The 22,040-nt window shown below is 57.8% G+C and carries 15 protein-coding genes; 11 read left to right on the top strand and 4 right to left on the bottom strand.

Annotated features, from left to right (window positions below; translation table 11 throughout):
* Positions 1–215: 215 nt before the first annotated feature.
* From K8R57_10770 to K8R57_10750, 5 genes are all read left to right on the top strand, one after another.
* Positions 216–395: a hypothetical protein gene (locus tag K8R57_10770; GenBank protein MCE9588779.1), complete on the top strand. Its 180-nt coding sequence runs from the start codon at positions 216–218 to the stop codon at positions 393–395.
* The gene (locus tag K8R57_10765; protein MCE9588778.1) at positions 364–882 is read left to right on the top strand and encodes a type II toxin-antitoxin system VapC family toxin; all 519 of its coding nucleotides are present in this window, start codon (positions 364–366) and stop codon (positions 880–882) included. Before K8R57_10770 ends, K8R57_10765 begins: the two co-directional genes overlap by 32 nt.
* A gap of 263 nt (positions 883–1,145) precedes the next feature.
* On the top strand, positions 1,146–1,379 hold the full coding sequence (locus K8R57_10760) for an AbrB/MazE/SpoVT family DNA-binding domain-containing protein (GenBank protein MCE9588777.1): 234 nt from the start codon (positions 1,146–1,148) through the stop codon (positions 1,377–1,379).
* 1 nt (position 1,380) lies between these two features.
* Positions 1,381–1,791 carry a type II toxin-antitoxin system VapC family toxin gene (locus K8R57_10755; protein ID MCE9588776.1) on the top strand — a complete coding sequence of 137 codons (411 nt, stop codon included), beginning with the start codon at positions 1,381–1,383 and terminating at the stop codon, positions 1,789–1,791.
* Between the two features lie 473 nt (positions 1,792–2,264).
* Positions 2,265–12,590: an autotransporter-associated beta strand repeat-containing protein gene (locus tag K8R57_10750; protein ID MCE9588775.1), complete on the top strand. Its 10,326-nt coding sequence runs from the start codon at positions 2,265–2,267 to the stop codon at positions 12,588–12,590.
* A gap of 132 nt (positions 12,591–12,722) precedes the next feature.
* Here the strand turns inward: K8R57_10750 and K8R57_10745 are convergent, their stop codons facing one another.
* Positions 12,723–13,457, bottom strand: a complete 735-nt coding sequence (locus K8R57_10745) for a 5'-methylthioadenosine/adenosylhomocysteine nucleosidase (GenBank protein ID MCE9588774.1) — start codon at positions 13,455–13,457, stop codon at positions 12,723–12,725.
* Positions 13,458–13,598: 141 nt separating this feature from the next.
* On the opposite strand from K8R57_10745, the gene gnd reads away from it, so the two are divergent.
* The 6 genes from gnd (at position 13,599) to K8R57_10715 (ending at position 18,811) form a co-directional block, all read left to right on the top strand.
* Positions 13,599–14,621 carry a decarboxylating 6-phosphogluconate dehydrogenase gene (gene gnd, locus K8R57_10740; GenBank protein ID MCE9588773.1) on the top strand — a complete coding sequence of 341 codons (1,023 nt, stop codon included), beginning with the start codon at positions 13,599–13,601 and terminating at the stop codon, positions 14,619–14,621.
* Between the two features lie 40 nt (positions 14,622–14,661).
* Positions 14,662–16,041, top strand: a complete 1,380-nt coding sequence (gene zwf, locus K8R57_10735; GenBank protein MCE9588772.1) for a glucose-6-phosphate dehydrogenase — start codon at positions 14,662–14,664, stop codon at positions 16,039–16,041.
* 74 nt (positions 16,042–16,115) lie between these two features.
* The gene (locus tag K8R57_10730; GenBank protein ID MCE9588771.1) at positions 16,116–16,922 is read left to right on the top strand and encodes a transporter substrate-binding domain-containing protein; all 807 of its coding nucleotides are present in this window, start codon (positions 16,116–16,118) and stop codon (positions 16,920–16,922) included.
* Positions 16,923–16,932: 10 nt separating this feature from the next.
* Positions 16,933–17,238, top strand: a complete 306-nt coding sequence (locus K8R57_10725; GenBank protein MCE9588770.1) for a hypothetical protein — start codon at positions 16,933–16,935, stop codon at positions 17,236–17,238.
* Between the two features lie 264 nt (positions 17,239–17,502).
* Positions 17,503–18,432, top strand: a complete 930-nt coding sequence (fabD, locus tag K8R57_10720) for an ACP S-malonyltransferase (GenBank protein ID MCE9588769.1) — start codon at positions 17,503–17,505, stop codon at positions 18,430–18,432.
* A gap of 64 nt (positions 18,433–18,496) precedes the next feature.
* Positions 18,497–18,811 (top strand): twin-arginine translocase TatA/TatE family subunit, encoded by a 315-nt coding sequence (locus tag K8R57_10715; protein ID MCE9588768.1) that lies wholly within the window; start codon positions 18,497–18,499, stop codon positions 18,809–18,811.
* 529 nt (positions 18,812–19,340) lie between these two features.
* On the opposite strand, the gene dnaB is transcribed toward K8R57_10715, so the two are convergent.
* The 3 genes from dnaB to K8R57_10700 form a co-directional block, all read right to left on the bottom strand.
* Entirely contained in the window at positions 19,341–20,855 is a 1,515-nt protein-coding gene (gene dnaB, locus K8R57_10710) for a replicative DNA helicase (protein ID MCE9588767.1), read from the bottom strand.
* 51 nt (positions 20,856–20,906) lie between these two features.
* On the bottom strand, positions 20,907–21,422 hold the full coding sequence (gene rplI / locus K8R57_10705; GenBank protein ID MCE9588766.1) for a 50S ribosomal protein L9: 516 nt from the start codon (positions 21,420–21,422) through the stop codon (positions 20,907–20,909).
* A gap of 86 nt (positions 21,423–21,508) precedes the next feature.
* The coding region (locus tag K8R57_10700; protein MCE9588765.1) for a sel1 repeat family protein at positions 21,509–22,040 on the bottom strand (532 nt) is incomplete at its 5' end.

The following is a 22,040-nucleotide window of genomic DNA, read 5'->3' as shown; positions in this document are numbered from 1 at the left end:
ACGGAGTTCTTCCCAAACCGGTAGCTCTGGCTTAGCGCCAGCGCCCGAGCTGTGCGACTCGGGCTGCCGCTACCTTGCCCTTCCGGGCATTTGCGAATAACTCCTTGAATCTCCATATTCCGAGACCTACAAGGCGCAGAGACGCAGAGGAAAGACTGTTAGGCTGTTAGACTGCAGGCCTTGACCTTTGAGCATTGTTCGGGAAGATTGAGCCTATGAATGGCACGCATAAAAAAGTCTCACTCGTCAAGGAGACGAAGGGGACAAAGATGGCAGCCAAGACGCGTCAGCACACCAATCAACTCTCTGATGAGGAGCGTCAACACGCCCTCGCCACGGCTCTCAGTATGATTTACAGCGGTGGTGAAAGAGCAATCCGTGCTCATCGCGGTTGATACGAACGTCCTCCTCGACCAAGCGGTCGAGGATCAGGATGTGATTGATGCCATAGAGGTCATCAAGAGCCGACTGCCTGAGGCTAGATTGATCGTTCCTCCGACTGTGCTTGAGGAACTGGCAGTCCAGATGGGGAGGGGAACGTCTTCCGAACGTGCCTCTGCGGAAAAGGTGCTCCGATCCCTTCTTTCTTGGGGTTATGAGCCCCTGAATCTTGTTCCAGCGGGGAAAGGCATCACGGAGCAAATTGCCCTAAAACTTCGGATCAAGGGAATATTGCCTCATGAGGAACAGAACGATGCTTACGTGATAGCGGAATCTGCACTGATCGGTTGCTCCATCCTCCTCAGTAGTGATCGTCATCTTCTGGATGCCCAAGATAACAAGGCTTTCCGTGGAGTCTTGAAAGATGCCGATGTGGACGGAGAAGGTTTGATTATCGCAACTCCGCGTAAGATTGCCTCGCAATTTTTCAGGCGCAGGTAAGGCAACCTTCCCAACGCCGCTACCATTAGCGGACTCCTCCTCACCACCTGCAGGAAGCGTATTAGGCTGAACCAAGCATCTGGGAAGATGTGCGGTAGACTACGAGGAAGTCGTAGCCCGTTGGGCGCCACAGCTTCAAGGGAGGGAAGTGGCGTCAATACGGTTAGGCTTTTAGGAACAGAGACCGTAGGGGATCCTTTTTGTTTTAGGCTTACATTTCATAGTTGACTTACTTTTATGAGTGTCGTAAGCATATTCTAATAATGACTACAGAGACCATCACCTTCACTACCAAGGGGCAGGTCGTGATCCCGGCTCCGATCCGCCGAATGTTTGGTATCGAGGAGGGTACCAAAGGGGCAGTGACCGTGACCGAGAATGGAATCCTGATCCGGCCTATCACCAAGGCTTACATCAGCGGTTTGCGAGGATCGCTGAAGCACCTCCCTCTGATGGAGACACTCGCCGAGGACCGCGCGCGCGAAAGGGATCTCTAAGATGGCCGCCAAGGTTCTGGATAGCTGGGCGCTCTTAGCGTTCTATAAAGACGAACCATGCGCTAGCGAGGTTGAGAAGCTCATTCACCATGCGGCGGACAAAGGAAAGCCACTCTTTCTCAGCGTGGTCAACTGGGCCGAGATTTACTACTCGCTTGAGCGTGCCGGAGGCAAAGCCGTTGCCGAGCGAGTAGCAGAGCAGATCGCAGAACTCCCGATACAGATTGTCGGGGTGGGAGACGACCTTAAGGCCGCGCGAACTGCGGCCGCATTCAAAGCGGCGCACAAAATGAGCCTGGCCGACGCCTTCGCAGCTGCACTCTCTAAGGAAAAGAAAGCCGAACTCGTCACAGGCGATCCCGAACTGAAAGCCCTGGAAGGGCAAATCAAGATTCATTGGTTAGCCCGCTAAAAATCTAATGAATGCAAAGAAACTAGTCTTGGACTTAGGGAAGCTGACTACGAGTAAGTCTCTCCACCTAACAGCCTTCGGTCTAAACGGCTAAAAGCCTGCACGCATTCACTGCGTCAAGGCGCGTAATGCGTGTCTCATCGATTCTTGGGTTGATGCCGGCCATTTTGCGGGGGGCAATTTGTAGGGGCATTAGTAGCCATGGTCCGTGTGATGCGAAAGGATGTTAGACGGGGTGTGATAGAGGGTAGATCCGAGGGAAAACTCACCCGCCGAGGGGCTCGTTATTGGCCTGAATTTTTGGCTTTCAGGCGGGGGATGGAATGTCTTATAAATTTCTGGTTTTCTGGGATTTCCGGCCTTCGGGGAGAAACCAAAATACCCCTCCCACCCCTCCCACTCCTTCCCCGACCTCCAGCCTCCCGCTAGTCCCTCCGTCTCACTCCCCCGCCCAAGCACCGTCCCGCTTCGCCATGACGCCTTCCATCCATCTTCGTTCAGGTTCCGCCCATGCGTTGTTGCGGGGGACTTGGTGCCTGTTCCGTCGCTCTCTGCGTGAGGGGTTGATGGTCGCTCCGCTCAGTTTGCTTGTTGTGGTTGTGGCGGTTGGAGTGTTGGGATCGGCGGGCGATGCCAGGGCGGTGGTGATCTCCTCCGGTGACGGATCGGGGAATACCACGGCTCCGGTCGGTGACTTTGGATGGAGTTATGTGGGAGCGATCAATGGGGCCTCCGGTGTCTACCTCGGTGGTAGTGGCGGCACGGGGTGGGTTCTGACGGCCAACCATGTGGGTTCCGGGGATTTCGTCACCAGCGACGGCCAAAGTTACAACTCGGTCGCGAACTCAGGTGTCCAGTTCGGCAACAGCGACCTCTACGCCTTTCAGGTTGCCGTTGGAACGGGCACCGGGCTTTCCTCGCTCGGTAATTTGAACCTTGCCGCAACCGCCCCCGTGGATGGGTCGGCACTTACGATGATCGGCTACGGGTATGACAGGAGCCCGGTGACCACAACCTGGTACGTCGACACCACGCCAGCCACATGGAGCTGGTCCACCAGCGAATTCAACGGTTGGGACAGCACGTTTCAAGGTTACCAAGAGCTTTCCACAAGCACCAAACGTTGGGGCACCAATCTCAGCTCGGGAGTCATCAATTATTCGGGCACCAGCGTGATCCAGACAACCTTCACCACGGACCCCTCCCACGGAGCGCAGGGTGCGGGAGGTGACTCTGGCGGCGGCGTGTTCTCGGTATTCGGGGAGGGCTACCAACTCTCAGGCATCATGATGGAGATCTCCACCTACAACAACCAGCCCGCCTACACGGCGGTGGCCAGCAACAGCCTGCAGGGGAATCTCACCTACAGCATCGACATCTCAGCCTACGCGAACCAAATCAATGCGCTCACCGGGCTCTCTCCTTCCAGCAGTTCCTCCAGTAGCTCCACGAGCAGTGGCGAAAGCACGGGTGGCAGCTCCAGTGGACAGAACAATAGCGGCACCATCGTTGTCACCGACTCACTGGTCTACGACGGAAGCGGCAAGGTCATCATTTCAGAATCGATCAGCGGACCGGGTAATGTTACACAGGCTGGTTCCGGGACGACGATCCTGGCCGGAACCAATAGCTACTCCGGCGGCACTTTCATCACGGCGGGAACTCTGGGTGTCGGCAACGGCGGCACCAGCGGCACCCTCGGCAGCGGGAGCGTGGTCGATAATAGCTCGCTGGTGGTGAACCGGAGCGACGCGTTCACCCTTGGCAATGCGATCAGCGGAACGGGTGCCTTCAATCAGGCGGGAAGCGGAACAACGACCCTCACAGGGAATAACACCTACTCGGGAGTAACATTCATCTCTGGCGGTGCCCTCCAGGTGGGCAATGGCGGGACGACCGGCACCCTCGGCAGCGGGGATGTGTGGAACTACGGTTCGCTGGTGGTGAACCGGAGCGATGCGGTTACACTCGGTAATGCGATCAGCGGAATGGGAGATGTCACCCAGGCTGGGACCGGAACGACGACCCTGACTGGGACTAACAGCTTCTCGGGAACGGCCAGCGCCTCCGCCGGTGAGCTGGTGGTCGGAAGCACCCACGGACTCGGGAGTGCCCTGCTTCACTACTCGACCAACATGGCCTTCGCGAACGGGATTACTAATTACACCGTCGGTGGATTGACCGGGTCCAACAACTTCGTGATGACGAACTCGGGAGGCTCGGCCCTCGCTCTTACCGTGGGCAATGCCAACCAGTCGGCCATCTACTCGGGCAACCTGAGTGATGGTGTCTCAGGGAGCGGGCTGGGTGCCTCGCTGACCAAGATCGGCACTGGAACCCAGACGCTGACCGGCAACAACACCTACTCTGGCAAGACGACGGTTTCCGAGGGGACGCTGGAGTTCGCCAATACCGGCGCGCTCTACGGTGGAAAATTCTTCGGTCAGAACGCGGCGAAGCTGACGGTGGAGAACGGAGCAACGGCGGCCTTCGCCGTCGGTGGTAACAAGGGCTTCACGGCCGCCACCCTCGGCTACCTTCTCACCCTCGGCAGCCCGGGCAGCGGCTCTACGAACGTCGGCTTCCAGAACGGCTCCTCGCTTGGGATCGACGCCTCGGGAACGACCTTCACCTACGCATATGCCATCGCTGATCCTAACAATGGAGCCAACGTGCTGGGCCTGACTCTGCTCGGCAGCGGGACGACGATCCTAACGGGGAATAACAGCTACACGGGAACGACCACGATCTCCGGCGGCACGCTTCAGATTGGCAACGGCGCGCCCGGTGACAGCCGAGTCGGCACGCTTGGCAGCGGGGCGGTGGTGAACAACGGGACACTGCTCATTGATGCGCATGATGTGCAGATGAATTTATACAATGCGATCAGCGGCACCGGGAGCGTGATCATCAAGAACTCCTCTGGATTCTCGCCCGTGGCACAGATCATGAGTGGCAACAACACCTACTCGGGCGGTACGACCATCAGCGCGAACCTTGTCACGACAAGCACCAACGCGCTGGGAAGAGGTGCCGTGACTCTTTCCGGATACGGAAGCGAGCTGGGTATATCCACCAATCTGACGATTTCCTCCCTCATCGCCACAGGCGGATCTGTCATCTCGTTCCTCAACCCGACCTCCGGGTCGTCCCTGAACATCACCGGAGCCTTCACGACCGTTAAGAAAGAGAACGAGTTTTCGCGAGGTGTATACATCGCCGCGGGCTCGGAGGGGACTACCTTGGGGAATACACCCCTACAGCTGATGACCTGGGGTAGTGGTAGTGGCAACAGCATCACAGAGGACGACTTCTATCTTCTAAATAATCACGCGGCGCACATTGTGATTAACAATGCGCTCTATGTTTTAGATGTCGAGGACCTCTATTTCGGTAGCAACAGCTCCGGCCAGTCGATGGTCATCAACTCGGGGACCAGCTACTACGAGAACGCCTACATCGGCTACCATGGAAGCAGCAACTCCGTGTTGGTTGACGCCAGCTCCGCCCCTGCTTCCCTGCGCACCACGAAGGACCTCCTCATCGGCTACTACGTGGGTGACTCAAACAACTCCGTCACGGTGAGTGGCAGCAATGCCTTCTACGGTAGCCAGCAAGGCAACATCGTGGTGGGACAATCAGGGAGCGGCAACAGCCTGGTGCTCTCCAACGGGGCCGTCGCCAAAGGCCTCAATTCCCGTATCGGCGTTAACAGCAGCGCCTCGAACAACTCGGTGCTGGTGACCGGAGCCGGATCGACCCTCAACCTGACCAATGAGGGGAATGGAGTCCTCATCGTGGGAGCCAGTGGAAGTGGCAACAGCCTGGTGGTCTCCAACGGGGGCCGGGTCAATAGCCTTTCCTCGGAAGTGGGTGTGTATGCAGCTAATAACTCGGTGCTGGTGACCGGAGCAGAATCGCTCTGGAGTAACAAGGCCACCGTGGAAATCAAAAGTTCGAATGGTGGGGTCACCGTGGCCAACGGGGGCACCCTCAAGTCCTCGGCGATCCACGCATGGGACACCTCTGCACCTGGCATTAGGATCCACAACTCTTCGCTGAATATCGGCGGCTTCGGGACCAATGACACGGCGGGGATCATCATCACCCCGAGTATCCGGTTCGGCATGTTTGCTACGGGTGGCGCGATCAACTTCAACCAGAGTGACACAGCCACCCTAGGGGCCAACATTTCCGACTCAGGCAATGGCCGGATCAATCAGCTCGGCTCCGGAACTTCCATCCTGACGGGTGATAACAGCGGCTTCTCCGGCCTGACGACGATCTCGGCAGGTGTGCTCCAGGTCGGCAATGGCGGCACGAACGGGAATCTCGGTAGCTCCTCGGTGGTGAATAACACCTCGCTGGTAGTGAATCGGAGAGACACGCTCACCCTCGGCAACAACATCAGCGGATCGGGTAGCGTCATCCAGGCCGGAGTCGGCATGACGGTCCTGAGCGGCAGCAACAGCTACTCGGGCAAGACGATGGTCTCAGTCGGGACGCTGGAGTTCGCTAGTACCGGCGCGCTCTACGCCGGGAATACCTCCTCCTGGACTGCGGAGAATCTGACGGTGGCGAGTAATGCAACGGCGGCCTTTGCCGTCGGAGGTACTAATGGCTTCACGTCCGCCGACCTCACCCAGCTTTCTCAGCTTGGTAACTCGGATGGCGGCTTCCAGAACGGCTCCTCCTTTGGTCTGGACGCCTCGGGGACCAACTACACCTTCTCCATTAATCTGGCCAATACCGTGAACGGGGCGCTGGGCTTGACCCTGCTCGGCAACGGCACGACAACCCTCACGGGGAATAACAGCTACTCGGGAACGACGAAGATCTCGGGGGGAACGCTCCAGGTCGGCGATGGCGGGACGACCGGCATCTTCGGCAGCGGTGACGTGGTGAATAACGCCTCGCTTGTGCTCAACCGTAGCGATGCGTTCACCCTTGGCAATACGATCAGCGGAACGGGAGATGTCACCCAGGCGGGAGCCGGGACGACAACCCTGACCGCAAGCAACAGCTTCACCGGAACGGCCAGCGCCTCTGCCGGGCAACTGGTGGTCGGCAGCGCCTACGGACTCGGCAGCGCTCTGGTCAACTACTCGAGCAAGGTGGCCTTCGCCGATGGCATTACCGGCTACACCGTCGGTGGATTGACCGGGTCCAACAACCTCGCGATGACGAACTCGGGAGGCTCCGCCCTCGCACTCAGCGTGGGCAATGCCAACCAGTCGGCCCTCTACTCAGGCAACCTGAGCGATGGTGTGTCAGAGAGTGGCCTGGGTGCCTCGCTGACCAAGGTCGGCACCGGGCTGCAACTCCTCTCCGGGTCCAACAGCTACTCCGGACCGACCACGATCTCGGGAGGCGCCCTCCAGATCGGCATCGGTGGTACGAACGGAACCCTCGGGAGCGGCAACGTGATCAATGACGCGAACCTGATCGTGTGGAAGAGCGACACGCTCACCCTCTCCAATCCCATCAGCGGATCGGGCAATCTCATCCAGGCCGGATCAGGAACAACGATCCTGACGGGAGCCAACACCTACACCGGGAAGACCGCAGTGAATGACGGCACACTCAGGGTGGGGTCAGAGAATGCGTTGGGGGCAACCAGCGCCGTCAACCTCAACCAGGGAACGCTCTCCTTTGCCAGCACGCTCACGGTTTCCTCACTCGCCTGGAACTCCGCAGGCGCCCTCTCGATCGACACACTGACACCCGGCGCCCTCACCGTCACCGGGGGGCTTGCCCTCTCCGGAGCGGATAGCCACGTGATCAATCTGGCGTCAGGCACCCTTGGGGCTGTCCCGACGAGTCTCATCTCTTGGGGGACCAACTCCGGGAGCAACGCCATCACCGCCCGGGACTTCTCGGTCGGCGGCCAAGGGAACATTCTGCTCAAGGTCACCAACAACACCCTCAATATTTCCGCCCTGGGGACCAACTCCGTGATCCTCCGCAACGGGGATGCCATCGGCGCCTCCAAAAACATCGGGAACGATATAACGCTAAGCGCGGGCGCGACCATCCAGATCAAGAACAACATCTCCGCGGATCTTCTTGCGAAGCAAGAACTGCAGCAGGCGGAGTATGATGAGTTATTGGCAGCAACGATTAGAAAGGCAGGTTTTGTTGCTAATGTGCTCCAAGCCAACTTCATTGCTGGGACTGCTACGGAGGCCGACACGGCCGCGTTAATCAGGATAAATGCGGCATATCTCGGCAAGGAAGCCCAACAGGGAACTTGGGTCACCAATGCGAAAACGGGAGGTCAAGTCTTCGTCTATGATAGGCATGAAAGCACAACGACAACGTTCTCGGAGAAAGATTTAGCACTGAATGCTCAATCATCTCAACAATTGAACGATGTTATGAATGGATTTGTACCTCTTAACGATGCTGAATTTGAAAGGTATAAGAGCTTACAAGAAACTTTCGGTAGTGAAGAGGCACTTGTGCTTGTTGAACTTGCGCGGCAAGGGGATGCGCGGACCCAAGCAGCCCTAGCAGCCCAAGCAGCCGAAGCAGCCCGAGCAGCCCAAGCAGTCCAAGCAGTCCAAGCAGTCCAAGCAGCCCAAGCAGCCCAAGCAGCCCGAGCAGCCCAAGCACACAATCCATACGAAACAGATACATCATTTCTCTCCAGTGGACTCCAGGACAGCAGTGCTACTGTCGTAGGGAGTGCCAGTATTGCCAGTATATTAGGAGCAACTACTGTAACGACTCCGACCCCTGCTACTCAGACTACTCAATTTGGATACCAGAATGGGATCGTATCCCCAGCTCCCTCTGTCCAAGTCACTGTAGATTTTACCCCCAGCGCCTACACTAATTCTAATTCCACCCGCCCCCTGATCATCCAAGGCGTCGGTGGCGTCGGTGACGTCAACGTCTTATTATCAGGGACGGCGAATCAGGCTCTGAGTGATCTTGACCAAACTCTGACTAAGGTAGTTGTAGGTAGCACGAAAAGTTATAGAGATCTAGTTACCTCTGGCTCTACTAGGGACTATGGCATCGTGGTCGGCTCCGGCTTAGAAATCAATACCGTCAGCGCACCAAATTTCAATTTCAGTGCGGTAGTTGGCGAAACGAGCACGGAAATAACTGGTACAACCACATCTTATGAAGTTAGAAAACTAGGAACCGATATATCTTATGATACATCTTATCAAGTTCAATCGACAGTAACCACCAATAAAGCGATTCGAACAACTAACATCCCCAAGGTTCAATACGTCCCACTTGATAATGGTAATGCTCTCGTCTATGCCAAAAACAGCGTGGAAGCTCAGGTTGCTATACTTTATCACACCATGTTCGGTAAAGAAGCCGACGTAGGCGGTTTAGACTACTGGTTTGATGTAGCAAAAGGGGGGGCGACTTTAAAGCAGATTGCAACAGCATTTGCCAATAGTTCAGAAGGCCAGACTGCGTGGGGAGGGCTTAGTAATGAGGCCTTCATTCAACGAATGTACCAAAACACGTTTCATCGTGCTGGTGAGTCAGCAGGGGTGTCGTATTGGCTTGATCAAATAATGAACACGGGAGCCACAAGGGCAGGTATCGCCCTTCAATTTTCACAAATGGCTATCGGTCAGACTGACACTACCCCTTCAGTCAATGTAACTGCGCAAGTTGTAGGCTCCGTGGAGGTCGTCACAGGCATCATAAGCCCCGGGAGTTGGCCTGAGGGCACCACGGGAGGCCAGCTGATCGTCACGGGCGGGGCCAATTTCAACAACGCGATCGCGGTGTCCACTCCTGGATGGGAGCTCGTGATCGATGGGGGGACGACCACCCTCAATGCGAGCAATAGCTACAACGGATCGACGATGATCATCAACGGGGCGACCCTCGTCGCCGCCAAGGGCAACGCCCTGCCCACCAACTACGGCGGCACCCCCATCTTCCTGGATCAGGACAGCTCCGGCACGTCGTGGGGAACCGGATACTCCACCCTCGCCCTTCCGGTGGCCCAGACGATTGCCTCGCTCTCCGGACGGGTCTCCTCCTTGGTCAACCTGGCTGGATACACACTCACCATCGGAACGGACGGCGCCACGAACACCTATGCCGGGACGATCATCGATGGCTTGGTCGACTCTTGGTATGGTTATGGCCCCGGATCGCTGGTCAAGGTCGGGAACTCCACACAGATCCTGACGGGTAATAGCAGATACTCCGGCACGACCACGATCTCGGGAGGCACCCTCCAGATCGGCAATGGCGGCACGACCGGCACCCTCGGAAGCGGGGCCGTCACCAATAACGGCACGCTGGTGGTGAAACGGAGTGATGCATTCACCCTCGCCAATACGATCAGTGGATCGGGCACCTTCACCCAGGCCGGAGCCGGGACGACGACCCTGATCGGGACTAACAGCGGATTCTCCGGCCTGACCAAGATCTCGGCCGGCGCCCTCCAGTATGGGAATGGATCCACGGCGGGAACCTCCGTCAGTACCGGTGGCTTCATCAACAATGGGGTCCTCGCCTTCAACCCGACCTCCACCGACAACTACACGGTGGCGGGGAACATCTCGGGAACCGGCAGCGTGAACTTGCTCGGAAGCGGCACGACCACCCTAAGCGGCTCCAACAGCTATGCCGGCGGCACGACCATCAGCGCGGGAGCCGTGCAAGTCACCTCGGGCAACGCTCTCGGAACCGGGGGTCTCACCATCGCGTCGAGCCTCCTCTCGCCTGCCACGCTGATGTATGCCGGAACAGGAGTCATGACACTCTCCAATGATATCCATCTCGCGGGGGCAGAACCCTCAGCCACCATCTTCAATGAGGCAGGCGCAAGCATTTTCCGTTTTTCATCGGCTCTGACGCTGCAGGGTGGCAGTAACGGCATCGCTCTCTCCGGCACCATCAGCGGCACCTGCGGCATCTTCATCTACGGCGGCACGACGACACTCTCCGGCGACAATTTCTACTCGGGCACGACCACAATCTTGGATGGCACCCTCCAGATCGGCGATGGCGGGACGACCGGCAGCATTGGCAGCAAGGTTGTGTATAATAATGGTTCACTGGTGGTGAACCGGAGCGACGCGTTCACCCTGGCCAACAACATCAGTGGCTGGGGCAGCTTCATCCAGGCGGGAACCGGGACGACGACCCTGACTGGGACTAACAGCTTCTCGGGAACGGCCAGCGCCTCGGCAGGGCAGTTGGTGGTCGGAAGCGTCCGCGGACTAGGCAGTGCCCTGCTTCACTACTCGACCAACGTGGCCTTCGCGAACGGGATTACTAATTACACCCTCGGTGGACTGACCGGCTCCAACAACTTCGCGATGAGGAACGCGGGAGGCTCCGCCCTCGCGCTCACCCTGGACATTACCGGTCAGCCGGCCACCTACTCTGGCAACATGAGTGGGGAGGGTGCCTCGGTGACCAAGACCGGATGGGGAGTCCAGACGCTGGTGGGGAATAACACCTACACGGGCAAGACGACGGTCTCAGCCGGGACGCTGGTGTTCGGCAATGCCGGTGCGCTCTACGGCGGGAATACATCCTCCTGGACCGCGGAGAACCTGACGGTGGCGAGCGGAGCGACGGCAGCCTTCGCCGTCGGGGGTGACAATCCCTTCACGTCCGCCAATATCACCCAGCTTTCTCAGCTTGGTAACTCGTATGGCGGCTTCCAGAACGGCTCCTCGCTTGGGATCGACGCCTCGGGAACGACCTTCACCTACGGGGGAGTCATCGCTGATCCGAACAATGGAGCCAATGCGCTGGGCCTGACTCTGCTCGGCAGCGGGACGACGATCCTCACTGAGAATAACAGCTACACGGGAACGACCACGATCTCGGGAGGAACGCTCCAGATAGGTGATGGCGGGACGACCGGCACCCTCGGCAGTGGTTCTGTGTGGAACAACAACGCCTCGCTGGTGGTTAACCGAAGCGATGCGTTCACCCTCGGCAATACGATCAGTGGCTATGGGGCCTTCACCCAGGCGGGAGCCGGGACGACGATCTTGACGGGTGATAATAGCGGCTTCTGGGGCGTGACGACGATCTCGGGTGGCGCGCTTCAAGTGGGCAACGGCGGCACCAGCGGCACCCTGGGCTGGGTAGCCGTGGTGAACAATGGCTCGCTGGTAGTGAACCGGAGCGATGCGTTCACCCTCGGCAACACGATCAGCGGCGCTGGCAACCTGATCCAGGCCGGGGTCGGGACGACAACTCTCTCTGGAGCCAACACCTACTCGGGAACGACGACAATCTCGGGAGGAACACTGAGTCTCGGCACGACCGGAAACCTCTCCGGCACGACCGGTGTCTCCGTCTCCACCGGGAGCACGCTTCTCCTAGGGTCGGCCAACCAGATCAATACGGCCGCCAACCTCGCTCTCGTGGGTGGCACCCTCTCCATGGGTGGCAACGGATTAACCCGCGCCTCAGAGCAGACCTTCGGCACACTGACACTCACGGCTAACAGCGTGATCGACTTTGCCAACCTTACGGGGAACTCCTCACTCACCTTCTCAAGTATTGTCGGACTCTCGGCCAACAGCCTCTCCATCTGGAACTGGAGCAGTGCCGAGGGGAGTGCAACACGCCTCAACTACGCATCAGAAGGACTCTCTGCAGGGGATCTAGCCAACATAAGCTTCTACAGCGGAAGCGGCACAGGACTCATGGGCAAGGGGAGCTTCTACGGAAGCGAGATCACCCCTGAGATCGTCCCCGTCCCCGAACCAAGCGTCGTCATGACAGGTCTCCTGCTTCTGGGAGCGCTGGCCTACGGCTTCCGCCGCAAGAAGAAGATGGCCTAAAGATTTCAGACTGACACAACCAAAACCCATTCTCTTCCGATAACGGGGGGGATGGGTTTTTTGTTGTGTAGGATCCTAACCCCCCTAATCCCTAACCCCTAAGTCTCTCCTCCTAACAGCCTTGGCTCGCATTCAGAGGCTCAGCGCGCGTAATGCGTGCCTGACCGTCTCCGCGCAAGCCTTGGCTGCTATTTCCTCCACGAACTTGGCAAAGTCAATATGGGCGCTCCCATCCGCCGAGTCGGAGATGACCCGCAGGACGCCGAGCGGGATATCGGCTGCCTTGCAGACCTGCGCAATAGCCGCCGACTCCATATCCACGGCAAAGGCCTTCGGTAGTGCTTCCAAGACTCTGGAGCGGACTTCACTGCTGGAGAGAAACTGATCCCCGCTGACAACCAGGCCTTCGAAGGAACGTGCTTCTGCGAGTTCGGGCAGTCTCTTCTCAGCAAGCATGGAGAGTGAGGCTGCGGCGAGCAGATGACGGAGTCCGGGATCAGCCTCGATCACGGAGAATCCCTCGAAGGGGATCTCATGGAGAGGAAAGAGGGGCCTGGCATCCATGTCATGCTGGACAAAGGAATCGCCGATAACGATGTCGCCCACCTTGAGATCCTCCGCCAAGCCTCCCGAGACTCCCGTAACCAGGATCCTTGAGACTTTCGCATGCGCAGCAAGGAGGGTGGCCGATAGTGTCGCGTTCACCTTGCCGCAGCCGCAGAGAGTCAGGGCCACCGGTTCTCCCTCCAGACGGCCGTAACGGATTTCCCTTCCGGCGACCGTTTCAGTACCCTCATGTTCCAGCGATGCTGAGAGGTCGCGGATTTCCGATTCCATGGCGGCGATGATTCCGGTGCGTTCATGCATAAGGCATGATGATATCCGGGGGAGCGTGGCACCGCCAGTTGGGATTAAGTCATCTTTGGCGGCAGTGGACGCTTGACGGGTTGCCTTTCCTCTGTGAAGAAAAAGGTTCACACAAACCCACAAATCCAAGGAACACACACTATGCGCATCGGAATGGTCGGTCTCGGAAGAATGGGAGCCAATATGGTTCTCCGCCTCATCAAGGCAGGTCACGAAGTTGTCGTTTGGGATCGTAGCGATGCTGCTATCCAGGATCTCGCTTCCAAGGGAGCCATTGCGGCCAAGGATCCAACCGATCTCGTCAGCAAGCTGACCGGCCCGAAGGCTGTCTGGATGATGATTCCCGCTGCCTATGTGGATGACACCATCGCTACTTTTGCTCCCCTGCTCGGCAAGGGGGACATCCTTATCGACGGCGGAAATTCGTACTACAAGGATGATGTTCGCCGTGCCAAGGAACTCTCGGCCAAGGGGATCGAGTATGTCGATGTCGGCACCTCCGGCGGCGTCTGGGGACTTGAGCGTGGCTACTGCGAGATGATCGGCGGTTCCAAGGAGACTGTCGGCTACCTCGACCCGATCCTGAAGGCTCTTGCTCCCGGTAAGGGAGATGCTCCGGTGACCCCAAGTCGCACGCGCACGGACAGCACGGCCGAGGAGGGCTACCTCCATTGCGGTCCGAATGGGGCCGGTCACTTTGTGAAGATGGTCCACAACGGCATCGAGTACGGCATCATGGCCGCTTATGCCGAGGGCCTGAACATTCTCAAGAACGCAAACGCCGGCAAGGTCCAGCGTGAGATCGACGCCGAGACCACCCCGCTCCGCGATCCTGAGAACTACCAGTACGATATGGATCTCCCCGAGATCACCGAGGTCTGGCGCCGCGGTAGTGTCGTCGCCAGCTGGTTGCTTGATCTTACCGCCGATGCCATGGCTACCGATCCTGAGCTCGCCACGTTCGGTGGTCGTGTCAGTGACTCGGGCGAGGGTCGTTGGACCATTCTTGCCGCCATCGAGGAGGGAGTACCTGCCCCTGTCCTGACCACTGCTCTCTACGAGCGTTTCTCCAGCCGCAATCTCGCTCTCTTCGCTGACAAGGTTTGCTCCGCGATGCGCTTCGAGTTTGGCGGTCACCATGAGAAGCCGGCCGGTTCAAAATAACCCGAAGTAATCCAAAGTTATTCCCTTCGGAAGCAACATCATGTCCGCACTCAAAAGCGATGCCCTGGTTCTCTTCGGAGCGACCGGAGACCTGGCCCACAAGAAACTCTTCGACACCATCCAGGCGCTTTACCGCCGAGGAGTGCTTGAGGGACCTGTGATCGGGGTCGCCAAGAGCGGTATGACACGGGAGCAGGTCATCGACCGTGCCCGCGAGGGCATCACGACCTACGGGCGCGGCGTGGATGAGGAAATTTTCAAGAAGTTTGCCGACCAATTCCAGTACGTCGACGGTGACTACTCCGATCCTGCAACCTTTGATGCGCTGAAGAAGGCCCTTGGGAGTGCCCAACGGCCTATCCATTACCTAGCGATACCACCTGTTCTCTTCGGAAGGGTGACCAAGGGGCTCAAGGCAGCCGATTGCATCAATGACGACACCCGCGTCGTTGTCGAAAAGCCTTTTGGCCATGACTCCGCCTCCGCCAAGGCGCTCAACCTAACCCTCCACGAGGTTCTCGAGGAGCGTCAGGTCTTCCGTATCGACCATTATCTGGGCAAGGAGGCGACCCAGAATGTCCTCTACACCCGCTTCGCCAATGCCTTCTTCGAGCCGGTCTGGAATCGCAACCACATCAGCAATATTCAGATCACCATGGCCGAGTCCTTCGGCGTGGATGGACGCGGCGCCTTCTATGACGCTACGGGGTGCCTTCGCGATGTGATCGAGAACCACCTCATGCAGGTGGTCGGATTCCTCTGCATGGAACCTCCCTTCTGGCCCGACAAGGAGCGTGTCCGTGACGAGCAGGTGAAGCTCTTTCGCTCTATCCGCACGATCTCCCCCAATGATTTCGTCCGTGGTCAGTTCGAGGGATATCAACAGGAACCTGGAGTTGCTCCGAACAGCACCACCGAGACCTTTGCGGCCGTCCGTGTCTTTATCGATAACTGGCGCTGGCAGGGCGTCCCCATTTACATCCGTGCCGGCAAGAATCTGCCCGTCTCTGCCACCGAGGTGAGGGTTCAGTTTCACCGTCCGCCGCTGGTCGTTTTCCCAGACCAGCAGGCCCCCATGCATAACTACGTCCGATTTCTCTTCTCGCCGCGCATCGAGATCGCTCTCGGCATGCAGGTCAAGATCGATGGCGAGCGCATGGTAGGTGAGCCGATGGAACTCAAGGTCGTCGACCAGCAACCTGATGAGATGACTCCCTATGAGCGTCTTATCGGCGATGCGATTCAGGGAGATCAGGCTCTCTTTGCCCGCCAGGATGTCGTCGAGGAAGGCTGGAGAATCGTCCAGAATATCCTAGGCAACGCGGTTCCCGTGCATCCCTACAAGCCAGGCACTTGGGGGCCGGATGAGGTCAATGACGTCCTCCTGCCCTCGGGCGGATGGCATGGGCCTCGGGTCTAGGGAGGACCGAGTCGAGGGACGAGAGTCGAGCGTCGAAGGTCCCAACCCCCAACCCTGAACCCTGAACCACGCCCATGATAAGGATCCTGACCATCCTCTTCTTGGGGATCATGCTTTTGTCAGGATGCGGCAAGGGAACGAAATCCGCGGACAAGCCGCTCGTGGTGGGAATGGATCTTTCTTACCCTCCGTTCGAAACCATCAACTCCCAGGGAGCCCCGGCCGGTGTCAGTGTCGATCTGGCGAACGCGCTGGGTGAGTACCTGCATCGTCCCGTTCGGATCGAGAACATTCCGTTCACAGGGTTGATTCCTTCGCTACTGACGGGGAAAATTGACCTGATCATTTCCTCGATGACTGACACGCCCGAGCGCGAAAAGACGATCGCCTTTTCAGATCCTTATCTCTCGATCGGACTGGCCGTGCTGGCTGGTAAAAAGAGCGGCCTAACAGATGGGGCTGTGGCTATTGGGACAGGGGCTCTTGATCAACCGGGCCGAACCCTTGCCGTACGGCAGGGTACCACAGCCCAGGCTTGGGCCCTGGATCATCTCAAGCAGGCCAAGGTACTGGTCCTCGACAAGGAGTCCTCTGCGGTGATGGAGGTCACCCAAGGCAAGGCCGATGGATTCCTCTATGACCAGATGAGCGTCTGGAAGAATCATCAGGAGCACCCCGTCGATACCATTGCTCTGCTTCAGCCTGTGCAGAAAGAGTCTTGGGCTATCGGACTAAGGCCCGGGGAGGTGGCTCTCCGGGATCAGGTCAATGTCTTCCTGAAGTCCTTCCGCGCCTCCGGCGGCTTCGAGCACCTGGGCGATCTCTACCTGAAGGACCAGAAAGAGGCTTTCGCAAAAGCCTCGATCCCTTTTTACTTTTAGCCGGCACGGTATGCCCGAAAAGGATTTTGAGATCTGGCTGAACGACACCACGCGTATTCTGGTATCCCGGACCACAGAGAAGGGAGCATTGATATCATTTGCTGTTATTCTCATGGTTTTGCATGAGGGTGCTTGGACTGATGCAGGCAGGTATGATACGGCTCATGGAGTTCCTCATCAGGATGTGCTTCATCACAGGAAGGGCCTTGTCAAAAAGGTGTGGATGGACAAACTTTCAGCCAGAGAAATTTACGCCCATGCGATCGAAAACTTCCGTAAAAATTACTCCAAAATCATCCATGACTACCTCACGTAAGATGGTAGAAAAGAGCCCTGTTCCCAGCAAGGCATCCTCTGTCAGGGAGCTTGATGCTTGGATTCTTAAGATTGGGGGACGTGCCATCACCCCCGCCCAAAAGAAAAAAATCTTCACAGAAGTGCGCTGGGCCAAGATACCTGGAGAATCATCACCCATTTGACTTCTTGCTTATGGGATAAGCAGGCTAAGCAATCCTGCATCATCTTTCCTCCAAATTAGAACGCTTGAACTAGTTACTCTCTATAGCCCTTTTAACTCTTGATGAAAACCGCACTTCTCTTTTCCGGACAGGGTGCCCAAGCCGTCTGCATGGGCAAGGATCTTGCCGCAAGCTTTCCCGTCGCCGCCGAGCTCTTTGCCAAGGCGGACTCGATTCTGGGGTATTCCCTTTCGCAGATCGCCTTTGAAGGGCCTGCGGAGGACCTGACTCGCACCTCGGTCTGCCAGCCGGCTCTTTATGTGCATGGTTTCTCCGTGCTGGCTGTCCTGAAGGAAGGGTGCCCGCGCCTCACTTTTGATGCCGCCGCCGGACTCTCCCTTGGTGAATTTACTGCGCATTCCGCTGCTGGCACCTTTGATTTCGAGACCGGTCTGCGACTTGTCGATCAGCGCTCCCGCTTCATGCAGGAGGCCTGCGAGGCGACGGAGGGAGGCATGGCTGCGATCATCGGAGCGGAGGAGCAGGGGGTTCGTGATCTGGCAGCCGCCGCAGATGTCGATGTCGCCAACTTCAACAGTCCCGGTCAGATCGTCATCTCTGGTGAGAAGGCCAAGATTGCCCTAGCTGTAGGCATGGCCAAGGAATACGGCGCCCGCAAGGCCGTCGAACTGACAGTTGCCGGAGCCTTTCATTCCCGTCTTATGGAGCCGGCCTACCAGCGCCTTAGCGCCGTGCTTGCGGAGACCCCGATCGTGATGCCGTCAGTTCCGGTGGTGTCGAATATCGACGCCCGTCCCGCTGGATCGCCCGATGCCATTCGTCAGTCCTTGGCCGATCAGGTGATTGGTTCGGTCTGCTGGACGGCAAGCATCGAGTATATGATCGACCATCTTGGGATCACCCGCTTCCTGGAACTCGGACCCGGCGGCGTCATTGCCGGCCTCGTCGGACGGATTCGTAAGGGAACCGAGGTCATCAGCATCTCCGATACAGCCTCTCTGGAAGCTGCTCTCGTGACGCTTTCAGCTTAAGGAACCGCTGAAGTATCTAAAAATCTTTTTTTGGCTTCCTGAGTTTTAGATTAGATTCCTCTATATGCTCTTCCTTGCCTTTGGAATGCCGGCGGCGCCGGAGTGGATCTTCATCGGGATCTTGGCGCTTGTGCTGCTTGGCCCCAAGAAGCTGCCGGAACTGGCTCGCGGCATCGGCAAGGCCCTTGGGGAACTGCAGAAGGCCAAGGAAGACTTCCATCGGGAGATCAGCGGAGTTCCCCAGCTGCCTAAGATCGAAGCCCCGGCAGGCATGCAGCCCACAACTGTGGAAAACAGTTCACCCATCCAATCCGGCGCAACAACTTCCTCGCTTCCTCCTTCCCACGCTACTGAATCAAAGCCAAGCAGCGAAAGCTGAAAGGAAATCTCGCGCAGAGGCGCAGAGAAAGATTTAGAGCGGTTTTGCTTCATCTCTAGACATTCTTTGCGGCGGCATGAGGCGTTGTGCTGTGTCGCATAGCTCGGGCAGTAGTGCTGTGACTACAGCCGCTTCGCTTGCTCCTTGTCCACCACCCCATGGCATCCGCAAATCCTTTGTCTACATCCCAATCAAAAACGCTCTAAGGATTGATCAGGCATGCGGTTCGTAACGTAGCCAAGCCGGCTTGATTGCAATGCAAGCATAGGGTTTTCTGCAAAACTCTCCGCGCCTCTGCGGGATAGAGTGTTTTCGGTTTTTTCTGACGCTCTGAAAATGAATGCGATGAGGGAATGAATATGGAACTCAGGAACTCAGGCTGCAACGGATGCATAGCAACGGCCAGGCAAGCAAATGAATGAGACTGGAGAGGTGTCGTGCCGACGATGAAAGAACCGAGGACTCCTGCTCCATGGATATTGCGTTCTTTCCTCTGTGCCCCAGCCCCAATTCCCTAAAACTTATCCGCCTAACTCCCTTCCCCGTGGGTCATGTCACGCGTCTCGAAGCGGGTGAACTCGCTCAGGAAGGTAAGGGGGACTTCGCCGGTGGGGCCGTTACGCTGTTTTGCGATAATCAGCTCCGCCTCGCCGCCCTTCTCGGATTTCTCCTCATCATCCTTGGCATAGTAGGCGGACCGGTAGAGGAGTCCCACCACATCCGCATCCTGCTCGATGGAGCCGGATTCGCGGAGATCCGAGATGCGTGGCTTGCCATCTCCCCGGTCCTCGGATTTACGGTTGAGCTGGGCCAGGACAATGATTGGAATGCTCAGTTCCTTCGCAAGTGCCTTGATGCCCCCGGAAATCTCCGCGATCTCGATCTGCCTGTTTTCTTGGCCTCGCTTTGAAGGGGATTTCAGGAGTTGTAGATAGTCGATGACGATTAGCCCCAGGCCATGCTTGTCCATGAGACGTCGGGATTTTGCACGCAATTCGTTGATGCTGAGTCCCGCCGTATCATCGATCAGCATCTTGCTCTGCCCGAATTCCCCCGAGACCTTGAAGAGACTCTGGTGGGCATTCTTCGGAAGGAGGCCTGTCCGGATGCTCTGGAGGTTCACTCGGGCACGCGAGCAGAGCAGACGCTGAACAAGTTGTTGGGCGCTCATTTCCAGACTAAAGACGGCAACCGGGATGTTTTTGTCGACGGCGACATGCTCTGCGATGTTCATCGCGAGTGCGGTCTTTCCCATCGAGGGGCGCGCCGCGATAACGATCATCTCGCTCGGGTGCATGCCGCTGGTCATGTTGTCGAGAACCTTGAATCCGGTGGGGACTCCGGTTACCTCACCCTTGTTCTGGTAGAGCTTTTCGATCGAATCGATGGCGGCGTTGATGTGCTCCTTGATGTCGGGCAAGTCGCCCCGGACGCGGTCTTCGGCAACCGTGAAGACCTCCTTCTCGACATCATCGATGAGCGCCTTCACATCCCCCTGCTCGTCGTAACAGCGGGCTGCCGAAGCGGTGCAGACGGCAATCATGCGGCGTAGGAGATGCTTCTCCCGCATAATGTCGATGTAGTATTCGGCATTGGTGGCGGTTGGCAGGAAGGTCTGGAGGCCAGCCAGAAAAGCCGGTCCTCCGACCTGCTCGAGGAGATTCCTATCCGCCAGGGTCTGAGTGACGGTAATCAGGTCGATCGGACTATTCTTCTTCCAGAGATCCTCCAGGACGGTATAGATCGTCCCATGCGCGGGATGGTGGAAGTGTTGATCATTGATCCCCTTCTCGATGGCCGTGGTGAGAGTATCCTTCGGGGAGAGGAGGATGGAAGAGAGGACGCCCTTCTCCGCATCAAGACTGGCAGGTAGGGGGCGGTGTGATTCCGGAAGGCGCTGACCTTGAGAGAATCCCCCGGAGTTCTGGGGATTGTGAGCACTCTGGGTTCCTGGACCACTCCCGCTACGGCGCGGGGATCTGGAGGCAACACCGTCGGGTGTCGCGCTGACCTGGGCAGGGCCGTCCTGGGGACCTTCTGCCATGTCAGGGAAAGATTTTTACGCCTCTGCGCCTTCTGAAGAGGATGCCGCGGACTAGCGGCGGGGACGGCGGGTGCCGGCCTCTTCCTCATCGGCGGGTTTCTCCACCTTGGGAGTGGCCGCGATCTCAATGCGGAGGGTGGCAATCACTTCGGAATGGATCTTCACCGGGATCTGATGCTCACCGCTCTCCTTGAGGGGACGATCCAGCGCGATGGCGTGCTTGGGAAGAACGAGACCCTTGATCTCTTCCATCAGGCGCTCGAGAAGGTCAGCAGCCGTGATAGATCCGAAAGCCTTGCCGGTCTCACCGGTGTCGAGTTTCAGATTGAGGCGGAGCTTGTTGATTTTAGCAGCAACGGCCTCAGCCTCGTTGATCTCGCGGGCCTCGCGCTCGGCGCGTTTGGCCTTCAGGTGATTGACCTTGCGCAGGGAAGCGGGAGTGACCTCGAGGGCTTTGCCTCCGGGGATCAGGAAATTGCGAGCGTAGCCGGCACGTACCTTGACGATATCTGCTTCGGATCCCAGGGAGGGAACGGCTTCGGTGAGGATGACTTCGGAAGTGGCCATAGAGAAAATCCCGGTTGGTTATTGGTTTATGCAGCGGGAGGGAAGAGACTATCGGGAAACGGCTCGGTGTCAATAGGGGAAGAAGTTTATCCCTTGGTCTTGTTCCAAAACTCCTGACTCTGGCGCTGGGCCTGGCGTATTTCCTCTTCCGTCAGGCGCCTGGCCAGAGCATCCCTGGCCTCGCGAGCATCTTCATTGCCCGAAGCTGCCGCGAGGTTGCACCAAAAGTAGGCCTTCGGAAGGTCGGTTCCGACTCCTTTGGCCAGCCTGTAGCAGTCTCCCAGTTCGTACTGGGCGCTTGCGTTCCCACCCTGCGCGGCCTTGGAGAACCATTTTGCCGCGAGAGCCTCGTTCTTGGGAACGCCAAGGCCGCGTTCATAGCAGAGACCAAGACGGTATTCCCCCTCGGGATCGCTTTGCAGAGCAGCTTTTCGGTACCAGTCTGCAGCCGTTTCATCGTTTTGGAGAATCTTCCACGTGCCGACGGAATAGGTTTCTCCCATCTTGATCTGGCCTGCCGGATCCGTGGGGTCCTTCTTTTCCTGTGAGGCACAACCGCAGAGAAAAAGGATAACTACGAGACCTAGGGTTCCAAGGGTTCCAAGGGGTCCCAGGGAA

Source organism: Verrucomicrobiota bacterium (genome assembly GCA_021413925.1).
Lineage (GTDB): Bacteria > Verrucomicrobiota > Verrucomicrobiia > Chthoniobacterales > UBA6821 > UBA6821.
Note: the sequence above shows the minus strand (reverse complement) of the source record. Positions and strands in the feature narration are given on the sequence as shown.